The following is a 25,559-nucleotide window of genomic DNA, read 5'->3' on the forward strand; positions in this document are numbered from 1 at the left end:
GATGTTCCTACTGTTTTTCCATCACGCATTGCAGCGGATGCTGGTTCTTGCGTGCCGTATCCATCACGCGGGTCACCTTGGTCTCGGCAACCTCGTATGGATATACGCCGCACTCACCGACCCCCTTCTGGTGAACGTGCAGCATGATGCGCATGGCGTCTTCACGTGACTTGTTGAAGACGTCCTGCAGCACCAGAACGACGAATTCCATCGGCGTGTAGTCGTCGTTGAGCAGCAGAACCCGATACAGGTTCGGCCTCTTAGTCTTGGGACGCGTCTTTGTCACCGTCCCGGTTTCGAAATCGGCGTCGTTCCCGCCCGGGCGGCCAGGTTCGCCATCCTTGGGACCGGCATGAACGCGCGATTGCGTCAGAAGCCAGCTTGTGGACGGCACATTTTCTTTGGGCAGCATGGGAGTCACAGTCATGGCAGTCGCTCTGTCGCCAGAGGAAACGAAGCAGTTGGTTGGACCCATTATGTAGGCAAAATCGGCCCCGTGTTAAGGGCCATCCCTTCCCGAAAATGTGAGCGCTGCTGGCGACACCCCCTGGCCGGGCAAATCCCCGCTGCCCGAAGGGACTTCGCCACCTGCTTGTTGCCCCAAACAGACACGCCGCCAAAAAATGATTGCATTTTACGGATTCGTAACGGCGCCGCCCTAACCTCTGAAAAGGATGAATTTTACCGGTTTGGGGACACGCGAATTCATCCAGCGTCAAACGAGTAGCGTACGGGCCAGTTGCCCGATTGAGTAATTGGAGTACCGGGTGATTTTCCTGGCAAAGACCCCTTGGCGCACCACCTTTCTGCGTGCTGTCGCCACCATTTTCGTGACCTTCGCCCTTGGCCTGTCGGTCACGGCGCCCGCCCATGCCATCGAAAACCTGCGCAAATATGCCGGTGTTGTTGTCGACGCCAAGTCCGGCAAGGTTCTCTATGAGCATGAAGCCGACTCGCGGCGCTACCCGGCGTCTGTCGCCAAGGTCATGACGCTCTACATCCTGTTTCAGGAACTTCAGGCCGGCAATCTTAGCCTTTCGACCAAGATGACGGTGTCCCGCCACGCCGCCTCGGCAGTGCCCACCAAGCTGGGGCTGCGTGCTGGTTCCACCATTTCGGTCGAAGACGCGATGAAATCGCTGGTGACGCTTTCCGCCAATGACATGGCCCGTGTCATCGCAGAGCACATCTCGGGCACCGAATCCAAATTTGCCGAACGCATGACCGCAACTGCTCGCGCAATGGGTATGAGCAGCACCACTTATCGTAATGCCTCAGGTCTGCCCGATGGCGGCCAGATCACGACGGTGCGCGATCAGGCTATCCTCGGCATGGCGGTCTATCAGCACTTCCCTCAGTACTATGATCTGTTCCAGACCACCTCGTTCCGCTATGGCGGCAAGACCTATGGCAACCATAACCGCGTACTCGGCTATATGGGCGCCGTCGATGGCATTAAGACCGGCTATATCAACGCGGCAGGATCGAACCTGCTGACTGCTGCCCGCAAGGACAACCGCCACATCATCATTGTTGCTTTCGGTTTCAATTCGGCCGCGTCGCGCGACGAGAAGGTCCGCCAGCTTGTCTCGAGCTATCTGTCCAAGGGCCGTCGTGGGGACTATCTGCAGACTGCAATGGTTCCCGTACCGGGTCGCCAGGGCAACACCCAGTTCGCTCTTGCCCAGCCGCGCAAGCCGACCTTCGCCATGCCCACGCCAATGCCGGACTTCCGCCTAGCCGCACTGGTCGCTGCTAATGGCGCGCAGCCCCAGCAGACGCCGCAAGTGGCCGTGGCTTCTAACGCCCCTGTGACGCTGCCGACCCCGGTTCCGGCCGACCTGGGACTCTCGCCTGCGGTGCAGGCCGCCAATGTACTGGCGGCACCAACTCAGGCTACGCCCGACTATCCCAGCCAGGACGTCATCGGCGCATGGCTCAGTGAAACCTATAATCTGGGTGCGCCGCCGGCAGCTCTAGGCCAGACGCCTGCTTCCACACCCCTGCTGCCGCCCGCCAATGTATCCGGTGGCGCCGGACAGCCGGTTGACCTGATGCATTCGGGTTCGGTTGCCGACGCGGCCCCCATCAGTGGCTGGATTGTGCAGATCGGCGCCGGTCCGTCCGAAGACAGCGCCCGCTCCATGTTGTCCGATGCTGCCGGCAAGGTCGGCTCACTCGGCGACTTCCGTTCCTATGTCGAGCGGTTCGAAAAGAACGGCCAGGTTTTCTACCGCGCCCGTTTCGTGGGCTTCGGTGACCGTGATGCAGCGACCGATATGTGCAATCGCCTCAAGGACCAGGATCTGGCCTGCCTGGCGATGCAGGGCTGACGCAGGCATCGGACCGAAAAGCGCTACGCGGTTTCCGGGGTCGGCCGATGCGTGACTTGAGAATAACCGGCACGGCGGACCAACCGCCGACCGGGCTAGCGGGTCGGAAAGCTCCGGTCCACGGGGAAGCAATTGGTGCTTGTGTATGGAGTAGCCCAATGAGTGAACGCAGTGCTCTAGTCGAACTGGCCAACTTCATTGGCCGTTCTCCCCTCGCCTCACCCGACATGAAAGTGCGCAACAAGGCACTCAGCGGCATGACGGATCGCATGTTGCCGCGCCAGAAGCGCTCGGTCGGGGATCTGCTTGGGGTGGTCATGGCCCTGTCCGCGCGGACGCGCCGCATGGCCCACGACCCCGCCCGTGTCGAAATCGACGTGTTTTCACCGGATGGTCTGCGCGCCCTGCGTATGACGCTCGGCCAAGACTGAGGACGTAATTGCGGCGCCCTAAACCAGCGCCACGATTTCCTTGCGCTTCCAGACAAACTGGTACCAGCAGCCCTGCAGCACCATCATCGAGGTGAAGGAGGCTGCATAGGCAACCCAGATGCCGGTCAGCCCAAGACTGGTCTGGCTCAGCCAGATTGCGCCGGGCAGTTCGACCAGCAGAATGCACGCCACCGAGAGCATCATGGGCACATAGACCGTGCCGCTGGCCCGCATGATCCCAGAAAAGACCATGCTCCAGCCAAAGCAGACAATGCTCCACAACACGACATGCAATAGTGACTCGGTCAGCTCGACCACTGCAGGGTCCGTGATGAACAGCGCCACCAAATGCTGGCTGAACAGATAGGCCAGCAGGATCAGTCCACCCGTGATGATCAGGTTCAGCGTCAGGGCCGTCCGCGCAATTGCACCCAATTGTTCGTTCTGCCGTGCACCGATCGCCTGGGCGGCAAATATCGAAGCCGCAATGCCGATCGACATGGCCGGGAATTGCACATAGCTCATCACCTGCCCCAGCGCGCCATATGCTGCCGTAGCGTCTGATCCGAAGCGATTGACCAGGCCCACCACGACGATACCGGCACTGGACGCGATCACCATTTGCAGCCCGGCCGGAATGCCCAGCCGCAGGATCAGACCCAGCAGTTTGAAATCCGGGCGAAGGATAGCCGTCAGCAAAAGCCTGTCCGGCGCAAGTGGCATGCTGCGCGCACGCATGTAAAAGAACAGGAACACCAGAACTGAAACAAAGCCCGCGATCATGGCAACGGCAGCCGCATTCACCCCGATCTGCGGCAGGCCGAACCATCCCAGGATCAGCGCGGGCGTGACCACGAGACCCACCAGCAACGACATGATCAACGAAAACAGCGGCGTGATAGTATCGCCAACACCGCGAAGCACGGACGTTACCACCAGAAAAACGAAGAAGCCCGGCATGCCGATCAGAGCAATGCGCGAGTAACCCACCGAGAGTTGCAGGATGTTATCCGGCGCGCCCAGCACGACTAGAATCTGCTCCGCCCAGATTCCGCCGCCAATGGCGACCAGCAGTCCCAAGGCGATAGCCGCGGCCAGGGTTGTACCGGCCACCTGCTTGACCTTGTCGATGTTCTTGGCGCCCCAGGCCTGGCCGATCAGAACCGTGGAGCCTGCCGAGAGCCCGATGATGAAGCTCATCAGGAAGAACATCAGCGGAAAGAAGGTCGCGATGGCCGCCAGGGCCTCCACGCCGATCAGCTGCCCGACATAGATCGAGTTGATGGTGCCTGACAGGGCCTGCAGGATATTCGAGGCCATCAACGGAATCAGGAACAGGCTGAAACGCTGCCAGAGCGGTCTGGTTGGCAACGGGTCCATGAAGTTACTCCAGCTTCAATCCTACAATCTGGGTCACGCCTGGAACCCCGAAGCCGACTGGGACTGAGCAATATTCAGTCCGCCGGGGGGACCAATTCACACCGATTGCACGGTGCCGGCTGGACGGGCGCTGGAGACTGGGCAATGACAGTGGCTGCTGTACGCCGCAGGCCCTGAGGCGTCAATTGCTGATGGCCGATCATTCCGGCCGCTGATCGCACTATGACCCATAATCATCGGCTTCGGCCCGCAACCCATTGTTAGAAACCGTCCATGTCGCAGTCATCCGCTCTATCCAGCTCGACCATTGATCAGTTTCTTGCCGGAGCCCGGGCCTGTATCCCGGTTGCCATTTCCGTTGCCGCCTACGGCATGGTCTGGGGCATGCTGGCGCGCACGGCCGGGCTGAGCCTGCTTGAAGTGGTAATGATGAGCGGTCTGGTCTTTGCCGGTTCGGCCCAGTTTGTAGCACTCGATCTCTGGACGGCCACACCATCATCGCTTCCCGTTGGGCCGCTGGTTTTGGCCGCGCTGATCGTCAATCTGCGCTATCTTCTGCTCACCGCCACCCTGCGGCCCCTCTATCCATCCTCAAATCTCGGGCGCGGCGCGCTCAGTATGTATCTGGTTACAGACGAGAACTGGGCCATGACTGTTGCGGCCATGGCGCGCGGCGGTGGCAGCGTCGCCTTTCTCATGGGCGGCGGCGTCTTGGCCTGGGTCAGTTGGATGACCACAAATGTCACTGGGTTTGGGCTCGGCTCGGCAATTGATGATCCCTCCCGCTGGGGGTTGGATTTTGCCTTCACAGCGACCTTTTTGGCGCTGCTGCTGGGCATGTGGCGCGGCAAGGCCGACCTTCTGCCCTGGTTGGTAGCCGCCCTGGTTGCAATAGCCACAGAGAGCTCGTTTGACGGAAGTTGGCACATTCTGGCCGGCGGCCTGGCAGGAAGCCTCGCTGGCGCCATTTTGGAGGTGCGCAAGCATGCAGACCAGTCCTGAGGCGCTTATCGCCATTCTCGGCATGGCTCTGGTCACAATTGCCATCAAGGCAGGCGGCCTGCTGCTGGCTGACCGCTTGCCGCGTCAGGGGTTCGCTGCGGCCTGGCTGCGCCATATTCCAGGCGCTGTTCTTGCCGCACTGGTTGCACCCGCCCTAGTCACCGGCGGCCCCGCCGAAATGCTCGCGGCAATTGCGACCGGCGGCGTCTTCATCCTGACGAGAAATCTCTTCGCGGCCATGGCCGCAGGTGTGCTGACCGTCTTTCTGACGCGCCTGATGCTGGGCAGCTAGAGTTCAATCAGTTCTAGGAAATGGTGCCCCCCGCCGGACTCGAACCGGCACGCCTCGCAGCGGAGGATTTTGAGTCCTCTGCGTCTACCATTCCGCCAGAGGGGCACGGGCTGGGTTCCTAGCTTACAAGCAGCGACAGTGCAACAACTCCTCGCGACCAATTCGCCGTTTGCACAGATGCGCGCTCAGTCCACTAGGCTCTGGGGGGCGCTAAGGCTTGGGTCAAGAAACGTGCCGCCGCCACTGGGCCGGGTGGTCCTGAACGAACCACCATATTGTTGCTGCATCATTTGCTCGCGCTGGATGGCGTCGAACGCCTGAACATCCAGGCCAATCACCGAGGTCATCAGGTTGGGTCCGGTTCCCGGCTTGAACGCCTCAGCTATGGCAGCCTCGCCTTCGAACGCCTTTACCCCCGTGCTGGGATTGATCCACGCCGTGCTCATGCCAGCCGGCACATTGAACGGCGTCGCTGGTTTTCCCTGGAGGGCATTGGCCATGAAATCGGTAAAGATCGGCACGGCCATGCCACCACCAGTCGACGAGGACCCCATGGAGCGCGGCTGGTCATAGCCGACATAAACGCCCACCGCCAGTTCGGGAGTGAACCCGACGAACCAGGCATCCTTATAGTCGTTGGTGGTGCCGGTTTTGCCGGCCACCGGCCGGTTGAGGGCACGAGCGGCGGTCCCGGTACCGCGTTGGACCACCCCTTCCATCATCGAGGTGATCTGATAGGCCGTCATCGGATCCAGCACCTGCGGGCGATTGTCGACGATGCGCGGCTCGCCCTGCCCATGCCAGTCTTGCGAAGCGCACCCGTCGCAAAGCCGCTGATCGTGACGGAACACCGTCGCGCCATAGCGATCCTGGATGCGGTCGATCAGCGTCGGCACGATCTTGCGCCCGCCATTGGCGATGGTCGCATAGGCAGCCGTCATGCGCAGCGCCGTGGTTTCCCCTGCCCCCAGCGCCATCGCCAGCACCGGCTGCATGTTGTCATAGATGCCGAAAAGCTGGGCATAGTCGGCAATCAGCGGCATGCCGATATCGCGCGCCAGCCGCACCGTCATGACGTTTCGGCTGCGTTCGATGCCGCGCCGTAACGTCTGCGGGCCAAAGAACTCCTGCGAATAGTTTTCCGGCCGCCACACCGAGCCATCACCCATGCGCACCTCCACCGGTGCATCCAGCACCACCGAGGCCGGCGTATACCCATTGTCGAGCGCCGCCGCATAGACGATTGGCTTGAAGGACGATCCCGGCTGTCGCAGGGCCTGCGTGGCACGATTGAACTCACTCTCGGCAAAGGAAAAACCGCCGACCATCGCCAGCACACGGCCAGTCCGCGGGTCCATCGCCACCAGTGCGCCCTCGATTTCCGGCACCTGCTCAAGCGTATAGATACCGTCCTTGCCCGGCACCTGCGAGACATAGACCACATCACCAACATTGAGGATGTTCTGGACGGCCTGTGAAACCCACCGGATTTCCGGCCCGGATAGCACGCCCTCAATGCGACTGGTCGCCACCGCGCCATCCACATCATCATCGGGCCTGAGGCCTATTCGCGCCTCGTTGTTCCCGACCTCTAGCACGACCGCAAGCTGCCATTCCGGCACATCGCTCAACGGTTCGATGGCGGCAACCGCCAATCCCCAGTCCTCGCCGATCTCCACGCTGGCGACGGGCCCGCGAAAGCCGCGCCCGCGATCGAACTCGATCAGCCCGTCCATCAGCGCCCGCCGCGCATACTCCTGCAAACGGGGCTCGAGCGTGGTGCGTACGGAGAGGCCACCGCCATAAAGCTGGTCCTCGCCATAAAGCTTGGCCAGCTCGCGCCGCACTTCCTCGGTGAAATACTCCGCCGAATAGAGCTGGCTGCCCGCCGCGCGCGGAATGACGTTGAGCGGCTCCTGCTTGGCCAGCGATGCCTCTTCATAGCTGACATAGCCATTCTCGACCATGCGATCGATCACCCAGTTGCGCCGCTCGATCGCCGCCTCGGTCCGGCGGAACGGATGATAGTTATTGGGGCCCTTGGGCAAGGCCGCGATATAGGCCGCCTCCGGCAAGGTGAGCTGATACAGTGCCTTGTCGAAGTAGTTCAGGGCCGCCGCCGCCACCCCATAGGAGTTCAGCCCCAGAAAGATCTCGTTGAGATAAAGTTCGAGAATCTTGTTCTTGGTGAAGGTCGATTCGATCCGCAGCGCCAGGATGGCCTCTTGAATCTTGCGGTCCCAGGTCTGCTCGGAGGTCAGCAGGAAATTCTTTGCCACCTGCTGGGTAATCGATGACCCGCCGCCCTGAATGGCATTGTTCCCATCCAGACGGGCCAGCACATTGTCCCGCACGGCACGCACCACGCCATCGATCGCAATGCCGTTGTGATTGAAGAAATCCTTGTCCTCCGCCGAGAGGAAGGCCTCAACCACCAGAGGCGGAACGGTCTCCACTGGCTGGAAAAGGCGCCGCTCGCGGGCATATTCGGCCAGCAGGGTGCCATCGGCCGCATGCACCCGGGTCGTCACCGGCGGCTGGTAATCTTGGAGGACTGTGTAATCCGGCAACTGAGCGCTGACTGTCGCCAGGTACACGGCGCCAGCAGCGACCCCGCCAAGAGCGAGGAACATGCCAAATCCAAAGAGCCAGCCAAGCAGTCGAAGCATGTGGATTATCTACCCGGTGCCGTTGGGGCGGTAAGCTTGGAAAGGTAGCCGAGTCGCGTCTTCGAGGGCATCACAGCTCTTCCTCAAGACTGTCAAAATAGGTCGAGATGCCGCGTGCGATGGCCTCGGCCGTGCGGTCCCGCCAATCCGACTGCATCAGATTGGCAGTATCATTTGCATTGGACAAAAAGCCCAGTTCCACCAGCACAGAGGGCACGTCAGGGGCCTGCAGCACAAAGAAATCGGCCTGTCGCACTGGGAACCGGCGTAGCGCAACACTGGGCTCCAGCTGATGCACGATGGATTGCGCGGCCATATAGGACTGTACGCGCATCTCACGCCGCATCAGGTCGAGCAGAATGCCGACCACTTCGGGCGCCATAGTCTGTGGCATGGCAAAGCCCGCAATCACATCGGACGCATTTTCATTGTCCGCCAGCACCTTGTCGAGCACATCCGTGGCATTCTCGTCCCGCGTATAGACGCTGGCGCCTCGAATTTCCGGCTGCTGAAAACTGTCCGCGTGAATTGAAATAAACAGATCTGCCTTGTTGGCCCGTGCCAGATCTACCCGCTCTTCTAGGCGCAAATAGGAATCGTCCTCGCGGGTTAGCGCCACATCAAACCGTCCAGATTCAACGAGGAGTTCCTGCAGGCGCAACGAGAAGGCCAGCACGATGTCCTTTTCCTTGACCCCGTCGGCGGTCTCCGCACCGCTGTCGATACCTCCATGACCTGGGTCAATGACCACCAGAGGCCGGGTCGCTATGGGCAGTTCCGAACCGCCGGCAGGCGTCGATGCTGCAGGAACCACCGTTTCAGACGCGGCAAGGTCCCGCTCGACATTGGCGGCAAACTCTTCCTCGGTTGCAGGAATGATATCGACCACCAGCCGCGCCGGCTGATCTTCGAAGGCGTCCAGCACATAGGCCTGCTGCACCTGGGCGGGGCCGGCCAGCGTCAGCGTTGTGCGCACCCTGTCTGCCCCCGCCTGCTCTATGGCATAGGCTGAAACCAGCCCGTCATCGGCGAGGTCGCCCTCTGGCTCGGGAACTGAAAACGTCCCTGCCCGGACATCGATGGCCAGGCGGCGCGGATCATCAAGCGAGACAAAGGAAAACGCGGTCCGGTCCGCCAGGTCGACCACCAGCCGTGCGCGCTCAGGCGCGATCGTGACGCGCGCATCGATCACATTGGGCAAGGGCGGCAATGCCGTCGCGTCCTGCGCAGCAGCAATTGTGGACAGGCCCAGCAGGGCAAACAGGCCAAATACGAGGCCAATCAGTGATTGTCGGGTCAAGATTGTGGCCGGGCTCCCAGATTCCGAGCATCTGCGTGCCGCCACGATGCGGCGATTCTTCGGCAGACCCTGCCTTATGCGATGATTTGCACCTGTGGCCAACATAACAGGCATCAATTCTGGGCGTCCGGGACAGATTTGACTTTCTTGTTGCCATTGCGGCGCAACTTTTCTACACGATCAATGTGTAGGTGCGTGTGTTCCGCGGTCGTGTTCAGGGCAATGGATTGCCCTCTATGATCCGGAACGGAAGTTGCGGTTTCAACGCCCTGCACCAACGAATTTCGGCCCAGACCGGGCCGGACGGCAGCAGGCCCAAAGGCCTGATGCCCAATAGGAAGAGGTCATATGGCCCGCTGGCGAACAGAGCGCGACGCGATCGATATGAACGATTGCCGCTTTGCTTCGCCCTGTTTGCCGGCCCAGACCGCACAGTCTTCGGCGCTGAACGTGAGAGGTTCGCGCCACCCAGTATCAAACCTATTCGCCCCGCAATGCGCTACGAACAGGAAGCCGGCCCCCCGGTGTCCACTTGTCGGCGCGCGGGTGCGCGGAGTTCATTATGGCGACCAAAAGAATGCTGGTGGATGCCATCCACCCGGAAGAAACACGGATTGTCGTTACCGCCGGTAACCGGCTCGAGGAGTTCGATTTCGAATCAGCGACCCGCCGCCAGTTGCGGGGCAACATCTACCTCGCAAAAGTCACGCGGGTTGAGCCCAGCCTGCAGGCGGCCTTTGTCGAGTATGGCGGCAATCGCCATGGCTTCCTCGCCTTCTCGGAAATTCACCCCGACTACTACCAGATTCCCGTTGCCGACCGCGAAGCCCTGCTGCGCGACGAGGAACACGAGGACGATCATGGTGATGACGCCGATGAGGCCATCTCGCTGCCCACAGGGGTAATCGAGCCGGACGCCGAAGCCGATCCGCAGGAACCCGGTGACGCCGAACACATCGAACAGGCGCCCGCCGACAGCGAGCCAGTCGAGTCAATTGGCGGGGGCGACGCCCTTGAAGAGGTGCCGGAGCGCCGTCGGTCGAGCCAGCAGCGCCGTCACCAGTACAAGATCCAGGAAGTCATCAAGCGCCGTCAGGTGATGCTGGTGCAGGTCGTCAAGGAAGAACGTGGCAACAAGGGCGCTGCCCTGACCACTTATCTGTCCCTTGCCGGTCGCTATTCTGTCCTGATGCCAAATACCGCCCGCGGTGGCGGCATCTCGCGCAAGATCACCAACGCTGCCGACCGCAAGCGCCTTAAGGAAATCACCGCCGATCTGGAAGTGCCCCAGGGCATGGGCGTAATCCTGCGTACGGCCGGTGCCTCGCGCACCAAGGCCGAGGTGAAACGCGACTTCGAATACCTGATGCGCCTTTGGGAAAGCGTGCGCACGCTGACGCTGGAAAGCTCGGCGCCTTGCCTGGTCTATGAGGAAGGCTCACTGATCAAGCGCACCATCCGCGACCTCTATAACAAGGACATCGACGAAGTTCTGGTGGCAGGCGACAACGCCTATCGCGAGGCCAAGGACTTCATGAAGATGATCATGCCGTCCCACGCCAAAAACGTGAAGCCCTATGCCGAAGAGCAGCCGCTGTTCTCCAAATATAGCGTCGAAGCCCAGCTAGACCAGATGTTCTCTCCGACGGTTACCCTGCCCTCCGGCGGCTACATCGTCATCAATCCGACAGAAGCGCTCGTCTCCATCGACGTGAACTCGGGCCGCTCCACCAAGGAGCACAATATCGAGGACACCGCCCTCCAGACCAACCTGGAAGCGGCCGAGGAAGTGGCGCGCCAGCTTCGCCTGCGCGACCTGGCCGGCCTCATCGTCATCGACTTCATCGACATGATGGAGAACCGGTCCAACCGGGCCGTCGAGCGCAAGCTCAAGGATTGCCTGAAGGACGACCGCGCCCGCATCCAGGTGGGTCGCATCTCTCATTTCGGCCTGATGGAGATGAGTCGCCAGCGTATCCGCTTTGGCGTGGTGGAAAGCTCGACCCACAAGTGCCCGATCTGCGATGGCACCGGTCTTGTGCGCTCCACCGAAAGCCTGGCGTTGATGATCATGCGCCATATCGAGGATCATGTGCTCCGCAAGCAGGGTCAGTCGATCAATGTTCGCGTCCCGGTCGACGTCGCGCTCTACATTCTCAACTTCAAGCGCGACACCCTTTCGCAGCTCGAAGCTCGCAACAAGCTCTCGATCACGATCACCGCAGACAGCAAGATGACGGGCCACCAGTTCGCCATTGAAAAGGGCGAAACCCGCGTTTCAGCCTATGCCGATCAGCGTGCAGCCGCCCATGTGCGGGTGGACAGCGCAGTGATTGAGGATTCTGCCGAAGACGACGTCGAGGTCGACATCGAAGTCGAGGTTGAAGAAACCGAATCGCGTTCAGCAGATGCCGGAGATGGCGAAGGGTCCGGACGCCGTCGGCGCCGCCGCCGTCGGCGCGGTGGCCGCAATGGCGAACAGCAGAACCAGCAGGCATCCGAGGGCAGTTCCGATCAGGATAGCGACACCGATAGTGCTGCCGAAGATGACGAGACCGGTGGTGAGGATGCAGACGCCCGCCAGGCCGTTGAAGGCGATAGCGATGGCGAAACACGCCGCCGCCGCCGTCGCGGTCGTCGCGGCGGGCGCCGCAATCGGCGCGATCAGAACGATCAGAACGGCGAGACCGGACACGACGCTGCGGCGGCCGCCGTTTCGGCGCCTGAAGAAGCGGTTGTCGACCATGTTGAGGTAAACGCCGAGCCGAGCGCCGAACAAGCACCTGTTGCCGAGGAAAAGCCGGCCGACAAGCCTCGGCGCACCCGTCGCAAGAAGGTTACCGAAACCGAGGAATCGGCGCCTGCCGAAACCACCCCGGTCGCGGCCAGTTCCGAAGAAGAGCCCACTGAGCCGGTCGCCGAAGACAAGCCGGTGGAAAAGCCCAAGCGCAAGCCCCGTGCGCGCAAGCCCAAGGCTGAAGCGACCGAAGCAGCAGCCGAACCGGCAGTAACCGAAGCTGCGCCTGCCGAGGCCCCCAAGGCCGATGACAGCGCGGCAGAGGAAAAGAAGCCAGCGCGCACCCGTCGCGTGAAGAAGGATCTGCCGCCCGAGGGCGTGGTTGTCACCTCAAGCGTCGCTCCGGCCGAGGAGACCAACGCGCCTGCCGAGAGCGGGAGTGAAGGCGAGGGCGAAGGTGAGTCTGAGCCTGGAAAGAAAAAGAAGGTCGGTTGGTGGCAGCGCCGCCTTGGCCTTGGTTAGATGAAAAGGGCGGCCTCCGGGCCGCCCTTTTTTTCCAAATATCAGCCATTGGAAGGCTCTGCCTTGCAAAGTGCTCCAAGGCCGAGTCCCTCACCGTCCGGCAAGATACCGGTACACCACATCGCCCTCATCCTGAGGCACGGCCATGTCATCCCGCACGCCACCCAGACGCGCTGAAACCGCCATGGATTTGTAGTTCGCTGCGTCGAAATAGCTCACCAGCGTACTGAGTCCAAGCGTTTCGAACGCCCAGTCCCTCAAGGCGCCACCGGCCTCGGTCGCAAAACCCTGCCCCTCAAATCCCGCATAGAGCATCCAGCCCAGTTCCTTTTCCGGGAACATCGGGCCGTGATTGATCCCCACCTGACCGACGCATTCGCCGCTCGCCTTGACCTCGATCATCAATGCGCCGTGGCCATAAAGTTCCCACATGGCAACATCGCTGGCGAACATGCCCCATACAGCCCAGCGGACATGCGGCCCGCCCATCATGCGTGAACGGTCTGACGCCATGAAGGCGGAATAGGCGGGATAATCCGCCATCACCGGCGGTCGCAGCACCAATCGTGCTGTGTGCAAGGTCGGAATGGCGCTCATGTCTAGCCGCCTGCCCTGAGGAAATCCTGCATGCGCTCCAGAGCGTTTTCCACCGTCTCGGACTTGCCTGCATAACTGAACCGCACAAAGCCATTGCCATCGGTCCGGTCGAAATCAATACCCGGTGTCGCCGCGACACCGGCCTGGTCCAGCATGGTCAGACAGAAATCCATGGCATCATTGGAAAACTGACCGATCCCCGCATAGGCGTAAAAGGCCCCGTCGCCATCTCGGGGCAAATCAAAGCCAAGCTCACGCAACCCCTGCCCCAGTAAATGCCGGTTATGGGCATAGCGCGCTTTTTGCTCTTCCGCATAGTCACGCTCCCCCAAGGCCACGCTGGCCGCGATCTGGCTCAGGGTCGGCGCAGAGATGAACAGGTTCTGCTGCAAAATCTCTGCCCGCCGGATCATCGCTTCCGGCAACACCATCCAGCCGATGCGCCATCCGGTCATGCAATAGTATTTCGAGAAACTGTTGATGATGATGGCATCACGGGTCAGCTCCAGAGCGCTCACCGACGGTCCTGCATAGTCGAGGCCATGATAGATTTCGTCGGAAATCAGCGTGACGCCCAGGCGCGCACAGGTAGCAACGATATCGGCAAGCTGCTCGCGGCTTACCGACGCCCCGGTCGGATTGGCTGGACTGGCAAAGAGCAGACCATCGAATGGCTGTCGCGCATGCGCGACTGCGATTTCCGCCCCGGTCAGCCGCCAGCCATTTCCGGCCGAAACGGGAATTTCGGCAACGCCGAAGCCCAATCCCAGCAACGTGTTCACATAGGCCGGGTAGCCCGGACGGGTAATGGCGATCCGGGCACCCGGCTGGAATGCAGTATGAAATGCCAGGATGAAGCCCGCCGACGAGCCCATCGTCGCAACGATCAGCTCCGGATCGATTTGCAGGCCGTGCTGGCGTTCATAATAACCCTCCAGGCCCTCGCGCAGCGCGTTCAGGCCCTTCGCATTGGTGTATCCCTGCGGCTCCGGTAATGCCCACGCCACCGCCTCAAGCACCCGCGGCGCCGGCGGCGCGCCCGGCTCACCAACTTCCAGATGGCACACGGTGCGCCCCTGCACTTCCAACGCCTTGGCGCGCTTGAGAATATCCATGGCGAAAAACGGCATCAGGCCGTCCGGAGAATTGGTCATGCGAACCCCACTTCTGCCTCGGGCCTAGCGCGAAGTGCCCGGTTTCTCAACAACAATTGATAGTCTCGTAAGTCCATGGGCTACCGTCCCATGCCAGTATGGCCAAAGGTCTGCTAGACAAAGGCCGACCGACTCGCCTGGAGCCCAATGATGAACCGCTTGACTATCCTTCTTGCTGCTGTCGCCGGAATTCTTGCCGGCGCACTGGGCTATGGCTATTTGAACCCGCCCTCACCGCAGATGGACGAAGTCGCAGTCCGCACCATCGTCGCGCAGATGCTCGAAGAACAGGCGGCTCAGATTGAGGCAGAGCCGGCAGAATCTGAAATCGCCAATATCGATCCTGCGGTTCTCAATCCCATGATCGAGCAATTCCTGCTCAACGACCCCAAGGTGCTGCAGCGCGTTTCTACCGCACTTGAGCAAACCCTGCGCGCAGAGGAAGCGGAGCGCTCAGAAACGGCACTGGCCGAATTCCGGGACCAGATCTTCAACGCGCCAGGCCAGATTGTCCTGGGCAATCCCGATGGCGATGTCACCCTGGTCGAATTCTTCGACTACAACTGTGGCTACTGCCGCGCTGCCCTGCCTGACATGGCCGCCTTGCTGGCCGAGGATCCCAATCTCAGGGTCGTGCTCAAGGAGTTTCCCATTCTTTCCAATGAATCCATCGATGCCGCACGAATCGGCGTCCTGGTCGGGGAGAGTGACGCGAGCTATTGGGATTTTCACTCCGCCCTGTTCACCAGCCGCGGCAAGGTCGACAAATCCGTGGCCCTCGCCGCGGCGCAGGATCTCGGCCTTTCGCCCGTTGAGCTGGAACTGCAAATGGGCGATCCCCGTGTCGCCCAGACCATACAGTCGTCCTATGAGATAGCCCAGGCGTTGGGCATCACCGGAACTCCAACCTACATCATCGGGAACGAAATCATTCCCGGCGCAATCGGGGCCGACGAATTGCGGACCCGCATTGCTGACATGCGCGAATGCGGAAAGACCCAGTGTAACTAAAGCCAAATCACTGTGGTGCCGACGACGCAACACCCGCAAACCGCAGCGAAGTGCAGCTAGCTCTAGTCTTTTCGGTGCATTTCGTGTAACCGCCCTTGCGCTGGCCAAAAGGGCCGGTGCACAAGGCATGGATCATGACAAAACGCGTTCTCGTCCTCAATGGCCCGAACCTAAACCTGCTCGGTACGCGCGAGCCAGGGACCTATGGCGCCGAAACGCTCAAGGACATCGAAGCCCTTTGTCACGTGGCCGCCGAGGAATTAGGGCTGAGCCTCGATTTCCGCCAGTCCAACTATGAAGGTGAGCTGGTCACCTGGATCCAGGATGCCCGCAAGACGGCCGACGGCATCCTGATCAATCCCGCCGCATATTCGCACACTTCCGTTGCCATACATGATGCCCTGAGGGCGGTGAACCTACCGGTGGCGGAAGTGCACTTGACTAATATCCATCAGCGCGAAGCGTTCCGGCACCATTCCTATGTGTCTTCGGTCGCATTCGGCGTTATTTGCGGCTTTGGTACGCTTGGATATAGACTGGCCCTCATGGCCTTGGCCGATAAACTCAAATAACGCTTCAAGACGAGAAGCCGGGAGACCGACAGAATGACCAAGTCATCGGTGGATCAGGATCTGATCCGCGCCATCGCCGAACTGCTCAACAAGGAAGACCTTGCCGAGATTGAAATCGAGCAGGAAGATCTGAGAGTTCGCGTCACCCGCTCCTACCCCAGCGAGGCGCCAACTTATGCGCACGCTCCCATGCAGTACATGGCGCCGCCTGCAGCTGCTGCCGCCGCACCAGCTGCGCCCAGCGCGCCCTCTGGTTCCGTTCCGTCCGCCGCGCCCGCCGCGGCCGAAGATCTGGCGTCCAATCCGGGCACGTTGACCTCGCCGATGGTCGGCACGGCCTATCGTTCTCCCGAACCAGGCAAGCCGACCTTTGTGGAGGTCGGCACCAAGGTGTCCGAGGGTCAGACCATCCTGATTATCGAAGCGATGAAGACCATGAACCAGATTCCCGCACACCGTTCGGGCACAATCACGCGAATCCTCGTGGAAGATGCCCAGCCGGTAGAATATGGCGAGCCGCTCGTCGTCATCGAGTAAGGGGACGACCATGTTCCATAAGGTTCTGATCGCCAATCGCGGCGAAATCGCCCTGCGTATCCTGCGAGCGTGCAAGGAAATGGGCATCCAGACCGTTGCCGTGCACTCAACGGCTGACGCCAATGCCATGCATGTGCGCCTGGCCGACGAAAGTGTGTGCATCGGCCCCAATGCGGCCAAGGACAGCTATCTCAACATTCCCTCCATCATGGCGGCCTGCGAGATTACAGGCGCTGACGCGGTGCATCCCGGCTACGGCTTCCTCTCCGAAAATGCCCGTTTCGCCAAAATCCTGACCGAGCACAACGTGACCTTCATTGGTCCCTCCGCGCACCACATCGAGATCATGGGCGACAAGATCACCGCCAAGAAGACGGCGGTGGAACTGGGCATCCCCGTGGTCCCAGGCTCTGCCGGCGCCGTCGAGACCGATGCCGACGCCAAGAAGACTGCCAAGGAAATCGGCTATCCAGTGCTGATCAAGGCAACGGCTGGTGGCGGTGGCCGCGGCATGAAGGTGGCCAAGACAGAAAAAGACCTGCTCGAAGCCTGGTCGACGGCCCGCACCGAGGCCAAGGCCGCCTTTGGCAATGACTCGGTCTATATGGAAAAATACCTCGGCAAGCCGCGCCACATCGAGGTGCAGGTGCTGGGCGATGGCCAGGGCAATGCAGTCCATCTTGGCGTACGCGACTGCTCCCTCCAGCGTCGTCACCAGAAGGTCTGGGAAGAAGCCGGTGGTCCCACCATCACCCCCCAGGAACGCGACGAGATCGGCGAAATCTGCGCCGCCGCCATGCGCAAGCTGAAATATTCCGGCGCTGGCACCATTGAGTTCCTATACGAGAACGGCGAGTTCTATTTCATTGAAATGAACACGCGCTTGCAGGTGGAGCATCCGGTCACCGAGCGCATCACCGGTATCGACATCGTGTATGAGCAGATCAAGGTTGCCTCGGGCGAAAAGCTATCGATGACCCAGGATCAGGTGCAGTTTTATGGCCACGCCATTGAAGTCCGTATCAATGCCGAGGACCCGCAGACCTTTGCACCGTCGCCCGGCACCATCACCTTCTACCACCCCGCGGGCGGCGTCGGCGTACGTGTCGATTCGGCAGTTTATCAGGGCTACAAGATCCCGCCCTATTACGACTCGCTGATTGGCAAGCTGATCGTCTATGGCCGCACCCGCGAGGAATGCCTCAAACGCCTCAGCCGCGCTGTTGACGAGTTCGTGGTGGATGGCGTCAAGACCACCCTGCCCCTGTTCCAGCGCCTGATCAAGGAGCCTGACATCCTGGCCGGCAATTACGACATCCACTGGCTGGAGAAATTCCTGGCCGAGAACAAGGCATGAGCTTGAGGGGCGCGTGAGCGCCCCTTATCTTTAGTACCATGGCCCGCCAGACAGACCCCTTTACAGTCGAGATCACCCCCGAGCTGATTGTCCGCGCGTATCAGGCGGGCATCTTTCCCATGGCGGAGGATGCAAACGACACAGACCTCTTCTGGGTAAGCCCTGACCTGCGCGGCATTATTCCACTCGATGGATTTCATGCCAGCAAGAGCCTGCGCAAGGCCATGCGCAGTTCCGGCTGGACCATTCGCGTCGATACCGACTGGGATGGCATCGTCGAGGGCTGTGCCACCGTCGGCAAGGACCGCCAGACCACCTGGATCAATGGCACAATCCGCGCCGTCTATGGCGAGCTGTTTCGGCGTGGCGTGGCCCATACGGTAGAAGTCTGGGACGGCGATAACCTGGTTGGCGGTCTTTACGGCCTTGCGATAGGCGCAGCATTTTTCGGCGAATCCATGTTTCATCGCCGCACCGACGCCTCCAAGATGGCCATGGCGCATCTGGTCGACCGCCTCAATGCCGGTGGTTTCGAACTGCTCGATACGCAGTTCCTCACCGACCATCTCGAATCGCTTGGCGGCATCGAAATTACCCGAACCGAATATGAAGATCGCCTCAGCCTGGCTCTGCAGCGCGAAGGCAATTGGAACGCCTGGGACAGCAATGACCAAGCCTGAAGACCTGCCCGAAAGCCTGGGGCCACTGCGCGATCTGCCCTGGACCCGTATTACCATTGGCAAATCGACCTGCCACGTCTGGCGCATTGCCCTTGGTGACGGCAATGCGGTGTTTCTCAAGGCTGAAACCGTTCATCCACTTGGCGAATTGCCGGGAGAAATCGAGCGCCTGAACTGGCTGACGCGCATGGGTTTCAAGGCCCCACGCGTCGTCGATGCCGAACAGGGCAGCAATCGCCTCTGGCTCCTGATGAGTGCCGTTCCCGGAGCGGACCTCACCCATTACGCCAATGAACCGGCAATCGTCGTCCGGGCCTACGCCCAGGCCCTCAAACGTTTGCATGCGCTTGACCCGACGACTTGCCCATTCGACCACAGTATCGACGCGCGATTGATCCTGGCTGAACAGCGCCTAGCCGCGGGCCTTGTCGACGAGACCGATTTCGACGCCGAGCGTCTGGGCCGGACTGGCGCACAGATTCTGGACTGGCTCGACGCCAATCGCCCGGAAATCGGTGACGCCATCGTCACCCATGGCGATGCCTGCACTCCAAACATTCTCGCGGCCGACGGCCGCTTTTCGGGCATGGTCGATTGCGGACGCCTCGGCACCGCCGATGTCTGGCAAGACCTTGCTATTGCCTGCCGCAGCATCAGGGACAATATCGGCCAAGAGCACATCGCGCCCTTCCTTGCAGCCTATGGTGCGGAATGGGACGAGGCCAGATTTCGCTTCTATTGCACCCTGGACGAGATGTTCTAGGCCCACAGTTTGAACGCCAACATCGTCATCCGATCATCGGTATCCGGCGGTTCTCCGCCGGAGGTCCTGTTAGACGAACCTCCGAGAGATACTGTGTGTTGCGGCATTGGGAGAACGCATCCAAAATGCACGCGCGGTCATCACAAATCACCGCGCGTCGGGCGGTGGCACATTCGTTGAAGTCTTGCACTCGATGAGCCACACATCATAGACCGCGTGGTCCACCGCGTTGAGCGCTGGACTATCGGCAAACATCCAGCCCGTGAATATCCGCTCCCCGGTGCCGTCCAGGCTCATCTGATTGACCTCGAGAAAAGCAGATGTGCGCTGCAGGGTGTCGCTCTTGGAACGATCATAGCAGGCGCGCGGCGTGAGCTCGAGCGCGCCGAACAGAACTGTTTCATCGACATAGACATCGAAGCGCGTAATTCGACCGGTAATTTTGTCGAGGCCGGCAAAGGTCGCAATCGGATTGGCTACCGGCTGCGCCTGCACCGTGGGTACAAAGGGCAAAACGGCCGCTATCAGGAGCGGCCGAAGCAGAATTTTCATGGATTGCCGCAAACCGCGACCCCTTATTCGGGCGACCAGGCCTGGTAATCGCCGGTCACCCGCGGACGCTCGCCCTTGTTGAGCAGGCTGCCATCGGGACGATAGGCGGCGGCCGTCCCGGTCAGATTGGGCTGATGCGCCTTCTCCCAGGGGTGCGGCTCATATTTTGCGTTGGCAGGTGCCACATCGGACCGATGATGCATCCAGCCGTGCCAGCCGGGCGGAATGGCCGACGCATCGGCAAGACCGCCAGCATAGGTCACATAGCGCCGATTGGCCTTGCGGTCCTGATAATAGCGATTGCCGAATTCATCGGACCCGACATAGTCGCCGAAACGGCGGATCCAGAGGCGCGTGCCCCAAGTGTTACCACCCCACCACGAGAAGATTTCGGTCAGGAACTGCTTAATACCGGTCTGGGCCAATTTTCGATTCCGCATATATGGCTTCGATTTGCGGACGGTTTAGCATGGCTCACCGGGCGAGCCTAGACCGTAGACGCCAAATTGCAGTCACGCCTGCTCATCGCGCATCAGACTCATCATCGCCGCAATAATCTGATCCATCTGGCTATCGCTGGTGCCCACCAGTGCCTGGATATGCGATCCTTGGACGAGCGAAACAGGATCGCCACGATGTCCAGCTCGTCCTCAGACCTCCGTCGCTTCCTCGGGCTCTACTACGCTTATGCTTTCCTGTTTGACTTCATCCTCGCCTATGCCTTCTACACGGCGCTGTTTCAGCTTGAGGGCCTGTCGCTAACCGAAATCGGACTGTTACTGGCCTTCTGGTCCGCCACCGCGATCGTGCTGGAGATGCCCTCAGGCGCACTCTCGGACCACTTTGGCCGGCGGTGGCTCCTGGTCTCTGCGCCACTGTTCAAGGCGCTGACCTTCCTGCTCTGGATCGCCGCCGCGGGCAACTTTTGGCTCTATGCGCTCGGCTTCCTGTTTTGGAGCCTCGCCCAGGCCCTACAATCGGGCTCTCGAGAGGCGCTGCTGTACGAACGAATGGAACACGAAGGCCGCGTAGAAGTCTTCGAAAAGGTTTTAGGTCGCGACAATGCTGCCGAAGAACTCGGCATCGGCATTGGCGCGCTCCTGGGCGGTTTCGTCGCCTATCACAGCTTCGACTGGGGCCTGTGGCTCTCCATACCGCCGCTTCTGCTCGCTTCAATCATCGCGGTCTGGCTGCACGACACGCGGCGTGGCGCCCCGGCGTCCAAGACGGACGAAACACCGGCCACCTATTTATCGCACTTTGCCGATGCCGTGATGGAGTTTCGCCAACACGCCGATCTGCGCTTCGTAACCACCTATATCGCTGTTGGTCTCGTGGTCTTCGAACTCATCGAAGAGTTCGACCAGATCTACTATCTCGCGGTCAATCTTCCGGTCTGGGCGTGGGGCATTGTCGGCGCGGCAGTGGAATTCATCTATGCCGCGGCCAGCATCTACGCCCACCGTCTCGCCGGGCGGTCATGGCTGGCCTGGTTACTCCCGCTGCTGGGCGGCGGCCTGCTGATCCTGTCCTCAATCGGCACCTCCCCGTGGTTCGTCTTGTTGCTCTGCCTGGCTTATGTGCTCATGGCGCCGCTCAGCGTTTTGGCCGAGGCTCGCTTTCATCGCGTCATGGAAGGCAAGAGCCGCGCCACAACGACCTCCGCCCTCGTTATGGCGGAAAACGTATCAGGCATTATCGGCACGCTGGCATTTGGCTTTCTGGCAGAAACTATCGGCATCTTGCCGGCCTATGGCTGGGCCGGACTGGTCATGGTACCCTTGTCAATCTGGGTAGCGCAGGGCCAGCGACGCGGCCTGAGGGCAACAGACTGAGGAACGTCGCTCGCACCATCCGGCTCACCGTCCCAGCAGGAAGTCTCGCGCCTCATTGATCTTGGCGGCCAGGAACTCCGAGCCACCCCTGTCTGGATGCACACCCTTCATCAATTCACGATGCGCCGCCTTGATCTCCTCGTCGCTGGCGCCGGGCTCTAGGCCCAGAACGGCATAGGCTTCGGCCACCGGGTCTCGGGCCGCACCCATTGACTGCGCACCCTCCGCCCCAGAAGCGCCGTTCTCAGCAAAATATTCTCGCCAGCCGGCGCGGTTGGTGTCCAGCCAACTTTCGAGCAGATTGACGCTCTCCGCATCGTGCCCGATCTCATCGATGAGAGCGCGCGTCTCCGCTTCGCCCAGATCCATCAGATCCCAGCCGGCAAACTGCCCGTCCAGCACCCTGCCCGTCAGTTCACCCGTATCATGGTCCAGTTCCATGGCCAGATACCGGCTGCGCACCTTGGATACATTTGAAGGCCCCGAGCCGATACTATCGAATGAGAACTGCCCCAACCGGCCACGCAGCAGCACTGACGCAGCGACCGCGCCCAGGATCATGGCGATATCGATACGCCGAAAGAGAAGCGCCGCAGCAGCAATCAGCCCGGCGCCACCGCCAACGATCCAGCGCAACCCCCGCATCACCAGACGACGATCCATATTGCGCAGTGCATAGACCAGCCACAGGATGCCGATCAGAACCAATGCACCGAGAAAAACCCAGCTCATCGTTTCTCGATCTGAGTAAGCAGGGCCCGCGCCGCACCGCTTGATTGCAACTTGAGATGGGCGCGTCCGCCACTGGCATAGGCCGCCACGGCCTTGAGCAAATCGGCGAGCTGCTGCGGCGCCGAGCTGTCAAACCGCGCATAGGCACCCTTGGAGAGGCGTGCAAACTCGCGGAAGGCCGCCTCCACCCGGCTGTCATGCCCCTCCTGAAACACAAACAGTGGTAGCCCCATCACGCCCAGTTCCCCCGCCTTGGCGCAGAGCGCATCCACATTCTCTTCTATCGCGTCACCGACATAGACCACTGCATTGATGCGTCGCCTCTTGTGCTCGTCCCTGGCGTGCGAAAACACCCGCCCGATCTGTGTATTACCACCCTGACAGGAAATCGTGCTCATCAAGCGGGCCAGGGCGTTGGCATCGAGCACCCATTTCGACGCCCGGCATTCCCCCAGCCCCCGGAAATAGATCAATTGCACCTGCAGATGCGCGTCTTTGGGGATGGCCTCGAACATGCCTGCCTGCAGGGAAACCGCCATGTCCCAGGTAGGCTGCCGGCTCATGGTCGCATCCATGCCGAACAAAAGCCGGCCGTCCTCCGCCGCGTTGGGTCGGGCCATAAGTCCAACCTTCTGCACAAAGGCAGACACCTCGTCGCGAACATCTCTTTTTGGCCTCACAGCATCGGAGCGGCGAGCCGGATTTTTTTCACTCATGCCTTGAATATGTGGCCCCGCAGACGCTCCGGCAAGGAGGGCAGCGGAACTGCGGATAAATTTCACTTGTTTGCGTCGAAACACGGGCGCTTCATCCGTCGTCCAGGTAAATTCCTGCAGGAACGGATTTACCACCGGAACGACGCTATGGCTGGGTGATCGTGGCTGCGGGCGCAGCGATCACCTGACTGGCGATGGGCGCCATGTTCGCCCTGCCCGTCTATCTCCAACCCATCGCCGAGGAAACCGGTTGAAACCGAGCCGGCATATCCGGCGCCATGACCGTAGGCTTCATGGTCATGGGCATTACCGGCTTCTTCTGAGGCACCAAGACCGACCGCCTCGGCGCACGTTCGGTTATCCTGAAGGCATCCGTAGTGCCGGCGTTGCGCCAATGACCATAACCCCACTGGCCGCCGTGTTGCTCGAGAATTTTGGCCGGCGCGACGCTATTATGATCACGGCTTTCGCGACAACGGTCCTCATCATTCCGGCCGCCTTTTTGATCCGCAGGGCGCCAGAGGCTCTGGCCTAGGCGCCAGGGCCGGGGAGCGACGTCGTACCGTCGCCCAGGCCACCGACCAATATCGGGACCATCCTGCGCACGCTGCAGTTCATCGTTCTGGCCGCTGTATGCTTCCTGGGTTGCGGCGCCCATTCCGGCCCGATCTTCCACACCGTCAGCTATGCCATGCCGTGCGGTGCATCTGCGCTGGCGGCCGCTAGAATCTATCGCGTCGAGAGCCTTGTCTATGGCGGCGTAATGCCCTCTATGCCGTGCTGGCGCGCGACTATTTCGGCGCCAAGGTCATGGGCACGGTGATGGGTGGCATCACCATGACCTCGGCAATCGACATGGCCTTTGGTCCAGTTGGTGGCGGCTATCTCTTCGATACTTTTGGTGACTACCACTGACTATACATGGCTTCAGCCGCCATCGGTCTGGCCGCAGCCATGCTTGTCCTGGCCTTCCCACCAAAGAACGAGAATGCGGCGCCCAAAGACACCCTGCCTGCGTAACCGCTCTTTGCCGATCAGGCGGGGCTGGCGACGGTCGCCCCGCCGCCTGCCCCGTCATCATCCTTGCCCCTCGCATAAGCGGCAGAGAGGTCCCGGTAATAGCGCGAATTGAACGCGATGATGGTGACCAGCAGACCGACCAAGCCAGCAATGGTAAACACCAGCGCCATGCCACGCTCCGGACCGGTGCCGAACCACCCGCCAATCGTTTCGGCCCCGGCGCCCTCCGTCATGAAGGGAATGACCACGAACTGCGTCAGCGGACCGATGAGGAAGGCCGTCAGCGGTGAAGCGGATTGTTCGACCGATTGGGCAAAGCCGAACACACGCCCCTGTCGCTCCAGCGGCACCACTTTTTGCAGCGTCGTATGTTCGGCCGCTTCGGCATAAGGTCCAAGCAGCATCCAAATGAAGCATCCGGCGGCCAGCAGCCAGAACGAGGACTGGATGGTGAACACGCTACACACCGCCCAGGTGATGGCATTGACCATGAGCAGCGTGCGCAGTGGATTTTTGCCCAGGCCTGTCTTGGAAATAATGATCCCGCTCAGGATGAAGGCGATCGACAGCACGCCGAAGGTCAGCCCCCACACTTCCACCGGCACCAGCGACAGGCCATAGGCGTCAAGCAGCGCCATAAATATGCCACCCAGGAAATTGTTGAAGCAGGCAAAAAAGATCAGTGCGAAGAGCCCCGGCACGGCGGCCACAACTTTTATGGTCCCGGCAATGTCGACCCGCTTGGGCTCTGCCGGCACATCGGGATTGGGCGCCCCCCTGCCCTCATCGATCTGAATCAGGCGCAGATGCAGAAACACCAGCCCCGTCGCGACAAGGGCCAGCACTATCACCCCGAACATGCCGGCATAGGCCACCAGGAACCCCGATATCACCGAGGTTGTCAGAAAGCCAATGCCGGTCACCATGCCAACCAACCCGTTTGCCTTGTCGCGCTGGTCCTCGGCGATCAGGATGGTGACTAGCGTTGGCAAGGCGATTGAGCGGATATTGCCTGCGATAACGCCCAGCATGACCAGCAGGACAAAGCCCCACAGGTACCAGCCATAGGGGTCTCGGAACGCCGCTTCCGGCTCAGCCAGCAACATGCCCAGCGCGAGCAGGTAGAAGAACGCCGAGGCTATGCTGGAGGCCAGCATGGCGTGCTTCTTGGCGTTGTGATCCACTATCGAGCCGAACCAGAAGCCGAAACCCGCCGTGAATACCAGATAGAAACCAGCGATCATCCCGGTGGCGAAGACCGACTTGGTTTCAAGAAACACCCAGAAGGTAATGGCAAACCACACCGTGAAATTGGTGACGTTAGCGACAAGATTATTGCCGAGAATCTGATGAAATGGCTTCATGTT

At 60.8% G+C, this 25,559-nt stretch carries 25 protein-coding genes and 1 tRNA gene; 14 read left to right on the plus strand and 12 right to left on the minus strand.

Annotation, left to right across the window (positions count from 1 at the left end):
• Positions 1–7 precede the first annotated feature (7 nt).
• A complete protein-coding gene (clpS, locus tag GO014_RS04110) occupies positions 8–427 on the minus strand; it encodes an ATP-dependent Clp protease adapter ClpS (protein WP_246204365.1) in 420 nt (139 codons plus the stop codon).
• A gap of 340 nt (positions 428–767) precedes the next feature.
• Here clpS and GO014_RS04115 point away from each other — a divergent pair, with 340 nt between their 5' ends.
• The gene (locus tag GO014_RS04115; RefSeq protein ID WP_179952914.1) at positions 768–2,333 is read left to right on the plus strand and encodes a serine hydrolase; all 1,566 of its coding nucleotides are present in this window, start codon (positions 768–770) and stop codon (positions 2,331–2,333) included.
• Positions 2,334–2,491: 158 nt separating this feature from the next.
• Complete coding sequence (locus tag GO014_RS04120; RefSeq protein ID WP_157289217.1) at positions 2,492–2,764, plus strand: hypothetical protein; 273 nt, start codon at positions 2,492–2,494, stop codon at positions 2,762–2,764.
• Between the two features lie 18 nt (positions 2,765–2,782).
• Here the strand turns inward: GO014_RS04120 and GO014_RS04125 are convergent, their stop codons facing one another.
• Positions 2,783–4,144: an MATE family efflux transporter gene (locus GO014_RS04125; protein ID WP_157289218.1), complete on the minus strand. Its 1,362-nt coding sequence runs from the start codon at positions 4,142–4,144 to the stop codon at positions 2,783–2,785.
• Positions 4,145–4,417: 273 nt separating this feature from the next.
• On the opposite strand from GO014_RS04125, the gene GO014_RS04130 reads away from it, so the two are divergent.
• Both GO014_RS04130 and GO014_RS04135 read left to right on the plus strand, forming a co-directional pair.
• The gene (locus tag GO014_RS04130) at positions 4,418–5,146 is read left to right on the plus strand and encodes an AzlC family ABC transporter permease (RefSeq protein WP_157289219.1); all 729 of its coding nucleotides are present in this window, start codon (positions 4,418–4,420) and stop codon (positions 5,144–5,146) included.
• Positions 5,130–5,438, plus strand: coding sequence for an AzlD family protein (locus tag GO014_RS04135; RefSeq protein ID WP_157289220.1), 309 nt, complete (start codon positions 5,130–5,132; stop codon positions 5,436–5,438). The genes GO014_RS04130 and GO014_RS04135 overlap by 17 nt, the downstream gene beginning before the upstream one ends.
• 21 nt (positions 5,439–5,459) lie before the next feature.
• Here the strand turns inward: GO014_RS04135 and GO014_RS04140 are convergent.
• From GO014_RS04140 to GO014_RS04150, 3 genes are all read right to left on the minus strand, one after another.
• Positions 5,460–5,543 (minus strand) — tRNA-Leu (locus GO014_RS04140).
• A gap of 80 nt (positions 5,544–5,623) precedes the next feature.
• The gene (locus GO014_RS04145) at positions 5,624–8,107 is read right to left on the minus strand and encodes a penicillin-binding protein 1A (RefSeq protein ID WP_157289221.1); all 2,484 of its coding nucleotides are present in this window, start codon (positions 8,105–8,107) and stop codon (positions 5,624–5,626) included.
• A 70-nt stretch (positions 8,108–8,177) separates the two neighbouring features.
• Positions 8,178–9,407 carry an N-acetylmuramoyl-L-alanine amidase gene (locus GO014_RS04150; RefSeq protein ID WP_179952915.1) on the minus strand — a complete coding sequence of 410 codons (1,230 nt, stop codon included), beginning with the start codon at positions 9,405–9,407 and terminating at the stop codon, positions 8,178–8,180.
• 562 nt (positions 9,408–9,969) lie between these two features.
• Here GO014_RS04150 and GO014_RS04155 point away from each other — a divergent pair.
• The gene (locus GO014_RS04155) at positions 9,970–12,666 is read left to right on the plus strand and encodes an Rne/Rng family ribonuclease (protein WP_157289223.1); all 2,697 of its coding nucleotides are present in this window, start codon (positions 9,970–9,972) and stop codon (positions 12,664–12,666) included.
• Positions 12,667–12,756: 90 nt separating this feature from the next.
• On the opposite strand, the gene GO014_RS04160 is transcribed toward GO014_RS04155, so the two are convergent.
• Both GO014_RS04160 and GO014_RS04165 read right to left on the minus strand, forming a co-directional pair.
• The gene (locus tag GO014_RS04160; protein ID WP_157289224.1) at positions 12,757–13,263 is read right to left on the minus strand and encodes a GNAT family N-acetyltransferase; all 507 of its coding nucleotides are present in this window, start codon (positions 13,261–13,263) and stop codon (positions 12,757–12,759) included.
• A gap of 2 nt (positions 13,264–13,265) precedes the next feature.
• The gene (locus GO014_RS04165) at positions 13,266–14,417 is read right to left on the minus strand and encodes a pyridoxal phosphate-dependent aminotransferase (RefSeq protein WP_179952916.1); all 1,152 of its coding nucleotides are present in this window, start codon (positions 14,415–14,417) and stop codon (positions 13,266–13,268) included.
• Between the two features lie 150 nt (positions 14,418–14,567).
• Here GO014_RS04165 and GO014_RS04170 point away from each other — a divergent pair, with 150 nt between their 5' ends.
• From GO014_RS04170 to GO014_RS04195, 6 genes are all read left to right on the plus strand, one after another.
• Entirely contained in the window at positions 14,568–15,428 is an 861-nt protein-coding gene (locus GO014_RS04170; RefSeq protein ID WP_157289225.1) for a DsbA family protein, read from the plus strand.
• Between the two features lie 134 nt (positions 15,429–15,562).
• On the plus strand, positions 15,563–16,000 hold the full coding sequence (gene aroQ, locus GO014_RS04175; protein WP_116588710.1) for a type II 3-dehydroquinate dehydratase: 438 nt from the start codon (positions 15,563–15,565) through the stop codon (positions 15,998–16,000).
• A 33-nt stretch (positions 16,001–16,033) separates the two neighbouring features.
• A complete protein-coding gene (accB, locus tag GO014_RS04180; protein WP_157289226.1) occupies positions 16,034–16,537 on the plus strand; it encodes an acetyl-CoA carboxylase biotin carboxyl carrier protein in 504 nt (167 codons plus the stop codon).
• Between the two features lie 10 nt (positions 16,538–16,547).
• Positions 16,548–17,894: an acetyl-CoA carboxylase biotin carboxylase subunit gene (gene accC, locus GO014_RS04185; protein WP_157289227.1), complete on the plus strand. Its 1,347-nt coding sequence runs from the start codon at positions 16,548–16,550 to the stop codon at positions 17,892–17,894.
• Positions 17,895–17,932: 38 nt separating this feature from the next.
• Positions 17,933–18,574 (plus strand): leucyl/phenylalanyl-tRNA--protein transferase, encoded by a 642-nt coding sequence (gene aat, locus GO014_RS04190; RefSeq protein WP_157289228.1) that lies wholly within the window; start codon positions 17,933–17,935, stop codon positions 18,572–18,574.
• Positions 18,561–19,337, plus strand: coding sequence for an APH(3') family aminoglycoside O-phosphotransferase (locus tag GO014_RS04195; protein WP_157289229.1), 777 nt, complete (start codon positions 18,561–18,563; stop codon positions 19,335–19,337). The genes aat and GO014_RS04195 overlap by 14 nt, the downstream gene beginning before the upstream one ends.
• A 147-nt stretch (positions 19,338–19,484) precedes the next feature.
• Here GO014_RS04195 and GO014_RS04200 read toward each other — a convergent pair whose 3' ends face one another.
• Both GO014_RS04200 and GO014_RS04205 read right to left on the minus strand, forming a co-directional pair.
• The gene (locus GO014_RS04200; RefSeq protein ID WP_157289230.1) at positions 19,485–19,889 is read right to left on the minus strand and encodes a DUF2155 domain-containing protein; all 405 of its coding nucleotides are present in this window, start codon (positions 19,887–19,889) and stop codon (positions 19,485–19,487) included.
• A 23-nt stretch (positions 19,890–19,912) separates the two neighbouring features.
• Positions 19,913–20,299, minus strand: a complete 387-nt coding sequence (locus GO014_RS04205; protein WP_343030837.1) for an NADH:ubiquinone oxidoreductase subunit NDUFA12 — start codon at positions 20,297–20,299, stop codon at positions 19,913–19,915.
• Between the two features lie 225 nt (positions 20,300–20,524).
• On the opposite strand from GO014_RS04205, the gene GO014_RS04210 reads away from it, so the two are divergent.
• A complete protein-coding gene (locus GO014_RS04210) occupies positions 20,525–21,724 on the plus strand; it encodes an MFS transporter (RefSeq protein WP_157289232.1) in 1,200 nt (399 codons plus the stop codon).
• A gap of 24 nt (positions 21,725–21,748) precedes the next feature.
• Here GO014_RS04210 and GO014_RS04215 read toward each other — a convergent pair whose 3' ends face one another.
• Positions 21,749–22,456 (minus strand): DnaJ domain-containing protein, encoded by a 708-nt coding sequence (locus GO014_RS04215; protein WP_157289233.1) that lies wholly within the window; start codon positions 22,454–22,456, stop codon positions 21,749–21,751.
• Positions 22,453–23,076 carry a VWA domain-containing protein gene (locus GO014_RS04220; protein WP_246204369.1) on the minus strand — a complete coding sequence of 208 codons (624 nt, stop codon included), beginning with the start codon at positions 23,074–23,076 and terminating at the stop codon, positions 22,453–22,455. Before GO014_RS04220 ends, GO014_RS04215 begins: the two co-directional genes overlap by 4 nt.
• 490 nt (positions 23,077–23,566) lie before the next feature.
• Between GO014_RS04220 and GO014_RS19600 the strand changes: the two genes are divergently transcribed.
• Together GO014_RS19600 and GO014_RS19605 are read left to right on the plus strand one after the other, a co-directional pair.
• The gene (locus GO014_RS19600; RefSeq protein WP_425482052.1) at positions 23,567–23,707 is read left to right on the plus strand and encodes a hypothetical protein; all 141 of its coding nucleotides are present in this window, start codon (positions 23,567–23,569) and stop codon (positions 23,705–23,707) included.
• Positions 23,708–23,949: 242 nt separating this feature from the next.
• Positions 23,950–24,087 carry a hypothetical protein gene (locus GO014_RS19605; protein ID WP_425482053.1) on the plus strand — a complete coding sequence of 46 codons (138 nt, stop codon included), beginning with the start codon at positions 23,950–23,952 and terminating at the stop codon, positions 24,085–24,087.
• A gap of 119 nt (positions 24,088–24,206) precedes the next feature.
• Here the strand turns inward: GO014_RS19605 and GO014_RS04230 are convergent, their stop codons facing one another.
• A complete protein-coding gene (locus tag GO014_RS04230; RefSeq protein ID WP_157289235.1) occupies positions 24,207–25,556 on the minus strand; it encodes an MFS transporter in 1,350 nt (449 codons plus the stop codon).
• Positions 25,557–25,559: the final 3 nt, after the last annotated feature.

Origin of the sequence: Devosia marina, assembly GCF_009758415.1 — a bacterium.
Taxonomy (GTDB): domain Bacteria; phylum Pseudomonadota; class Alphaproteobacteria; order Rhizobiales; family Devosiaceae; genus Devosia; species Devosia marina.

What these genes read in the sequence shown, in the direction of transcription:
- GO014_RS04170 (WP_157289225.1), top strand. Translation starts at nt 14,568, where the DNA reads ATGAACCGCTTGACTATCCTTCTTGCTGCTGTCGCCGGAATTCTTGCC.
- aroQ (WP_116588710.1), top strand. Translation starts at nt 15,563, where the DNA reads ATGACAAAACGCGTTCTCGTCCTCAATGGCCCGAACCTAAACCTGCTC.
- GO014_RS19600 (WP_425482052.1), top strand. Translation starts at nt 23,567, where the DNA reads ATGACCATAACCCCACTGGCCGCCGTGTTGCTCGAGAATTTTGGCCGG.
- GO014_RS04200 (WP_157289230.1), bottom strand. Translation starts at nt 19,889, where the DNA reads ATGAAAATTCTGCTTCGGCCGCTCCTGATAGCGGCCGTTTTGCCCTTT.
- GO014_RS04155 (WP_157289223.1), top strand. Translation starts at nt 9,970, where the DNA reads ATGGCGACCAAAAGAATGCTGGTGGATGCCATCCACCCGGAAGAAACA.
- GO014_RS04165 (WP_179952916.1), bottom strand. Translation starts at nt 14,417, where the DNA reads ATGACCAATTCTCCGGACGGCCTGATGCCGTTTTTCGCCATGGATATT.
- GO014_RS04135 (WP_157289220.1), top strand. Translation starts at nt 5,130, where the DNA reads ATGCAGACCAGTCCTGAGGCGCTTATCGCCATTCTCGGCATGGCTCTG.
- GO014_RS04145 (WP_157289221.1), bottom strand. Translation starts at nt 8,107, where the DNA reads ATGCTTCGACTGCTTGGCTGGCTCTTTGGATTTGGCATGTTCCTCGCT.
- GO014_RS04160 (WP_157289224.1), bottom strand. Translation starts at nt 13,263, where the DNA reads ATGAGCGCCATTCCGACCTTGCACACAGCACGATTGGTGCTGCGACCG.
- GO014_RS04195 (WP_157289229.1), top strand. Translation starts at nt 18,561, where the DNA reads ATGACCAAGCCTGAAGACCTGCCCGAAAGCCTGGGGCCACTGCGCGAT.
- GO014_RS04215 (WP_157289233.1), bottom strand. Translation starts at nt 22,456, where the DNA reads ATGAGCTGGGTTTTTCTCGGTGCATTGGTTCTGATCGGCATCCTGTGG.
- accC (WP_157289227.1), top strand. Translation starts at nt 16,548, where the DNA reads ATGTTCCATAAGGTTCTGATCGCCAATCGCGGCGAAATCGCCCTGCGT.
- GO014_RS04230 (WP_157289235.1), bottom strand. Translation starts at nt 25,556, where the DNA reads ATGAAGCCATTTCATCAGATTCTCGGCAATAATCTTGTCGCTAACGTC.
- accB (WP_157289226.1), top strand. Translation starts at nt 16,034, where the DNA reads ATGACCAAGTCATCGGTGGATCAGGATCTGATCCGCGCCATCGCCGAA.
- GO014_RS04210 (WP_157289232.1), top strand. Translation starts at nt 20,525, where the DNA reads ATGTCCAGCTCGTCCTCAGACCTCCGTCGCTTCCTCGGGCTCTACTAC.
- GO014_RS04125 (WP_157289218.1), bottom strand. Translation starts at nt 4,144, where the DNA reads ATGGACCCGTTGCCAACCAGACCGCTCTGGCAGCGTTTCAGCCTGTTC.
- aat (WP_157289228.1), top strand. Translation starts at nt 17,933, where the DNA reads ATGGCCCGCCAGACAGACCCCTTTACAGTCGAGATCACCCCCGAGCTG.
- GO014_RS04120 (WP_157289217.1), top strand. Translation starts at nt 2,492, where the DNA reads ATGAGTGAACGCAGTGCTCTAGTCGAACTGGCCAACTTCATTGGCCGT.
- GO014_RS04220 (WP_246204369.1), bottom strand. Translation starts at nt 23,076, where the DNA reads ATGGCCCGACCCAACGCGGCGGAGGACGGCCGGCTTTTGTTCGGCATG.
- clpS (WP_246204365.1), bottom strand. Translation starts at nt 427, where the DNA reads ATGACTGTGACTCCCATGCTGCCCAAAGAAAATGTGCCGTCCACAAGC.
- GO014_RS04130 (WP_157289219.1), top strand. Translation starts at nt 4,418, where the DNA reads ATGTCGCAGTCATCCGCTCTATCCAGCTCGACCATTGATCAGTTTCTT.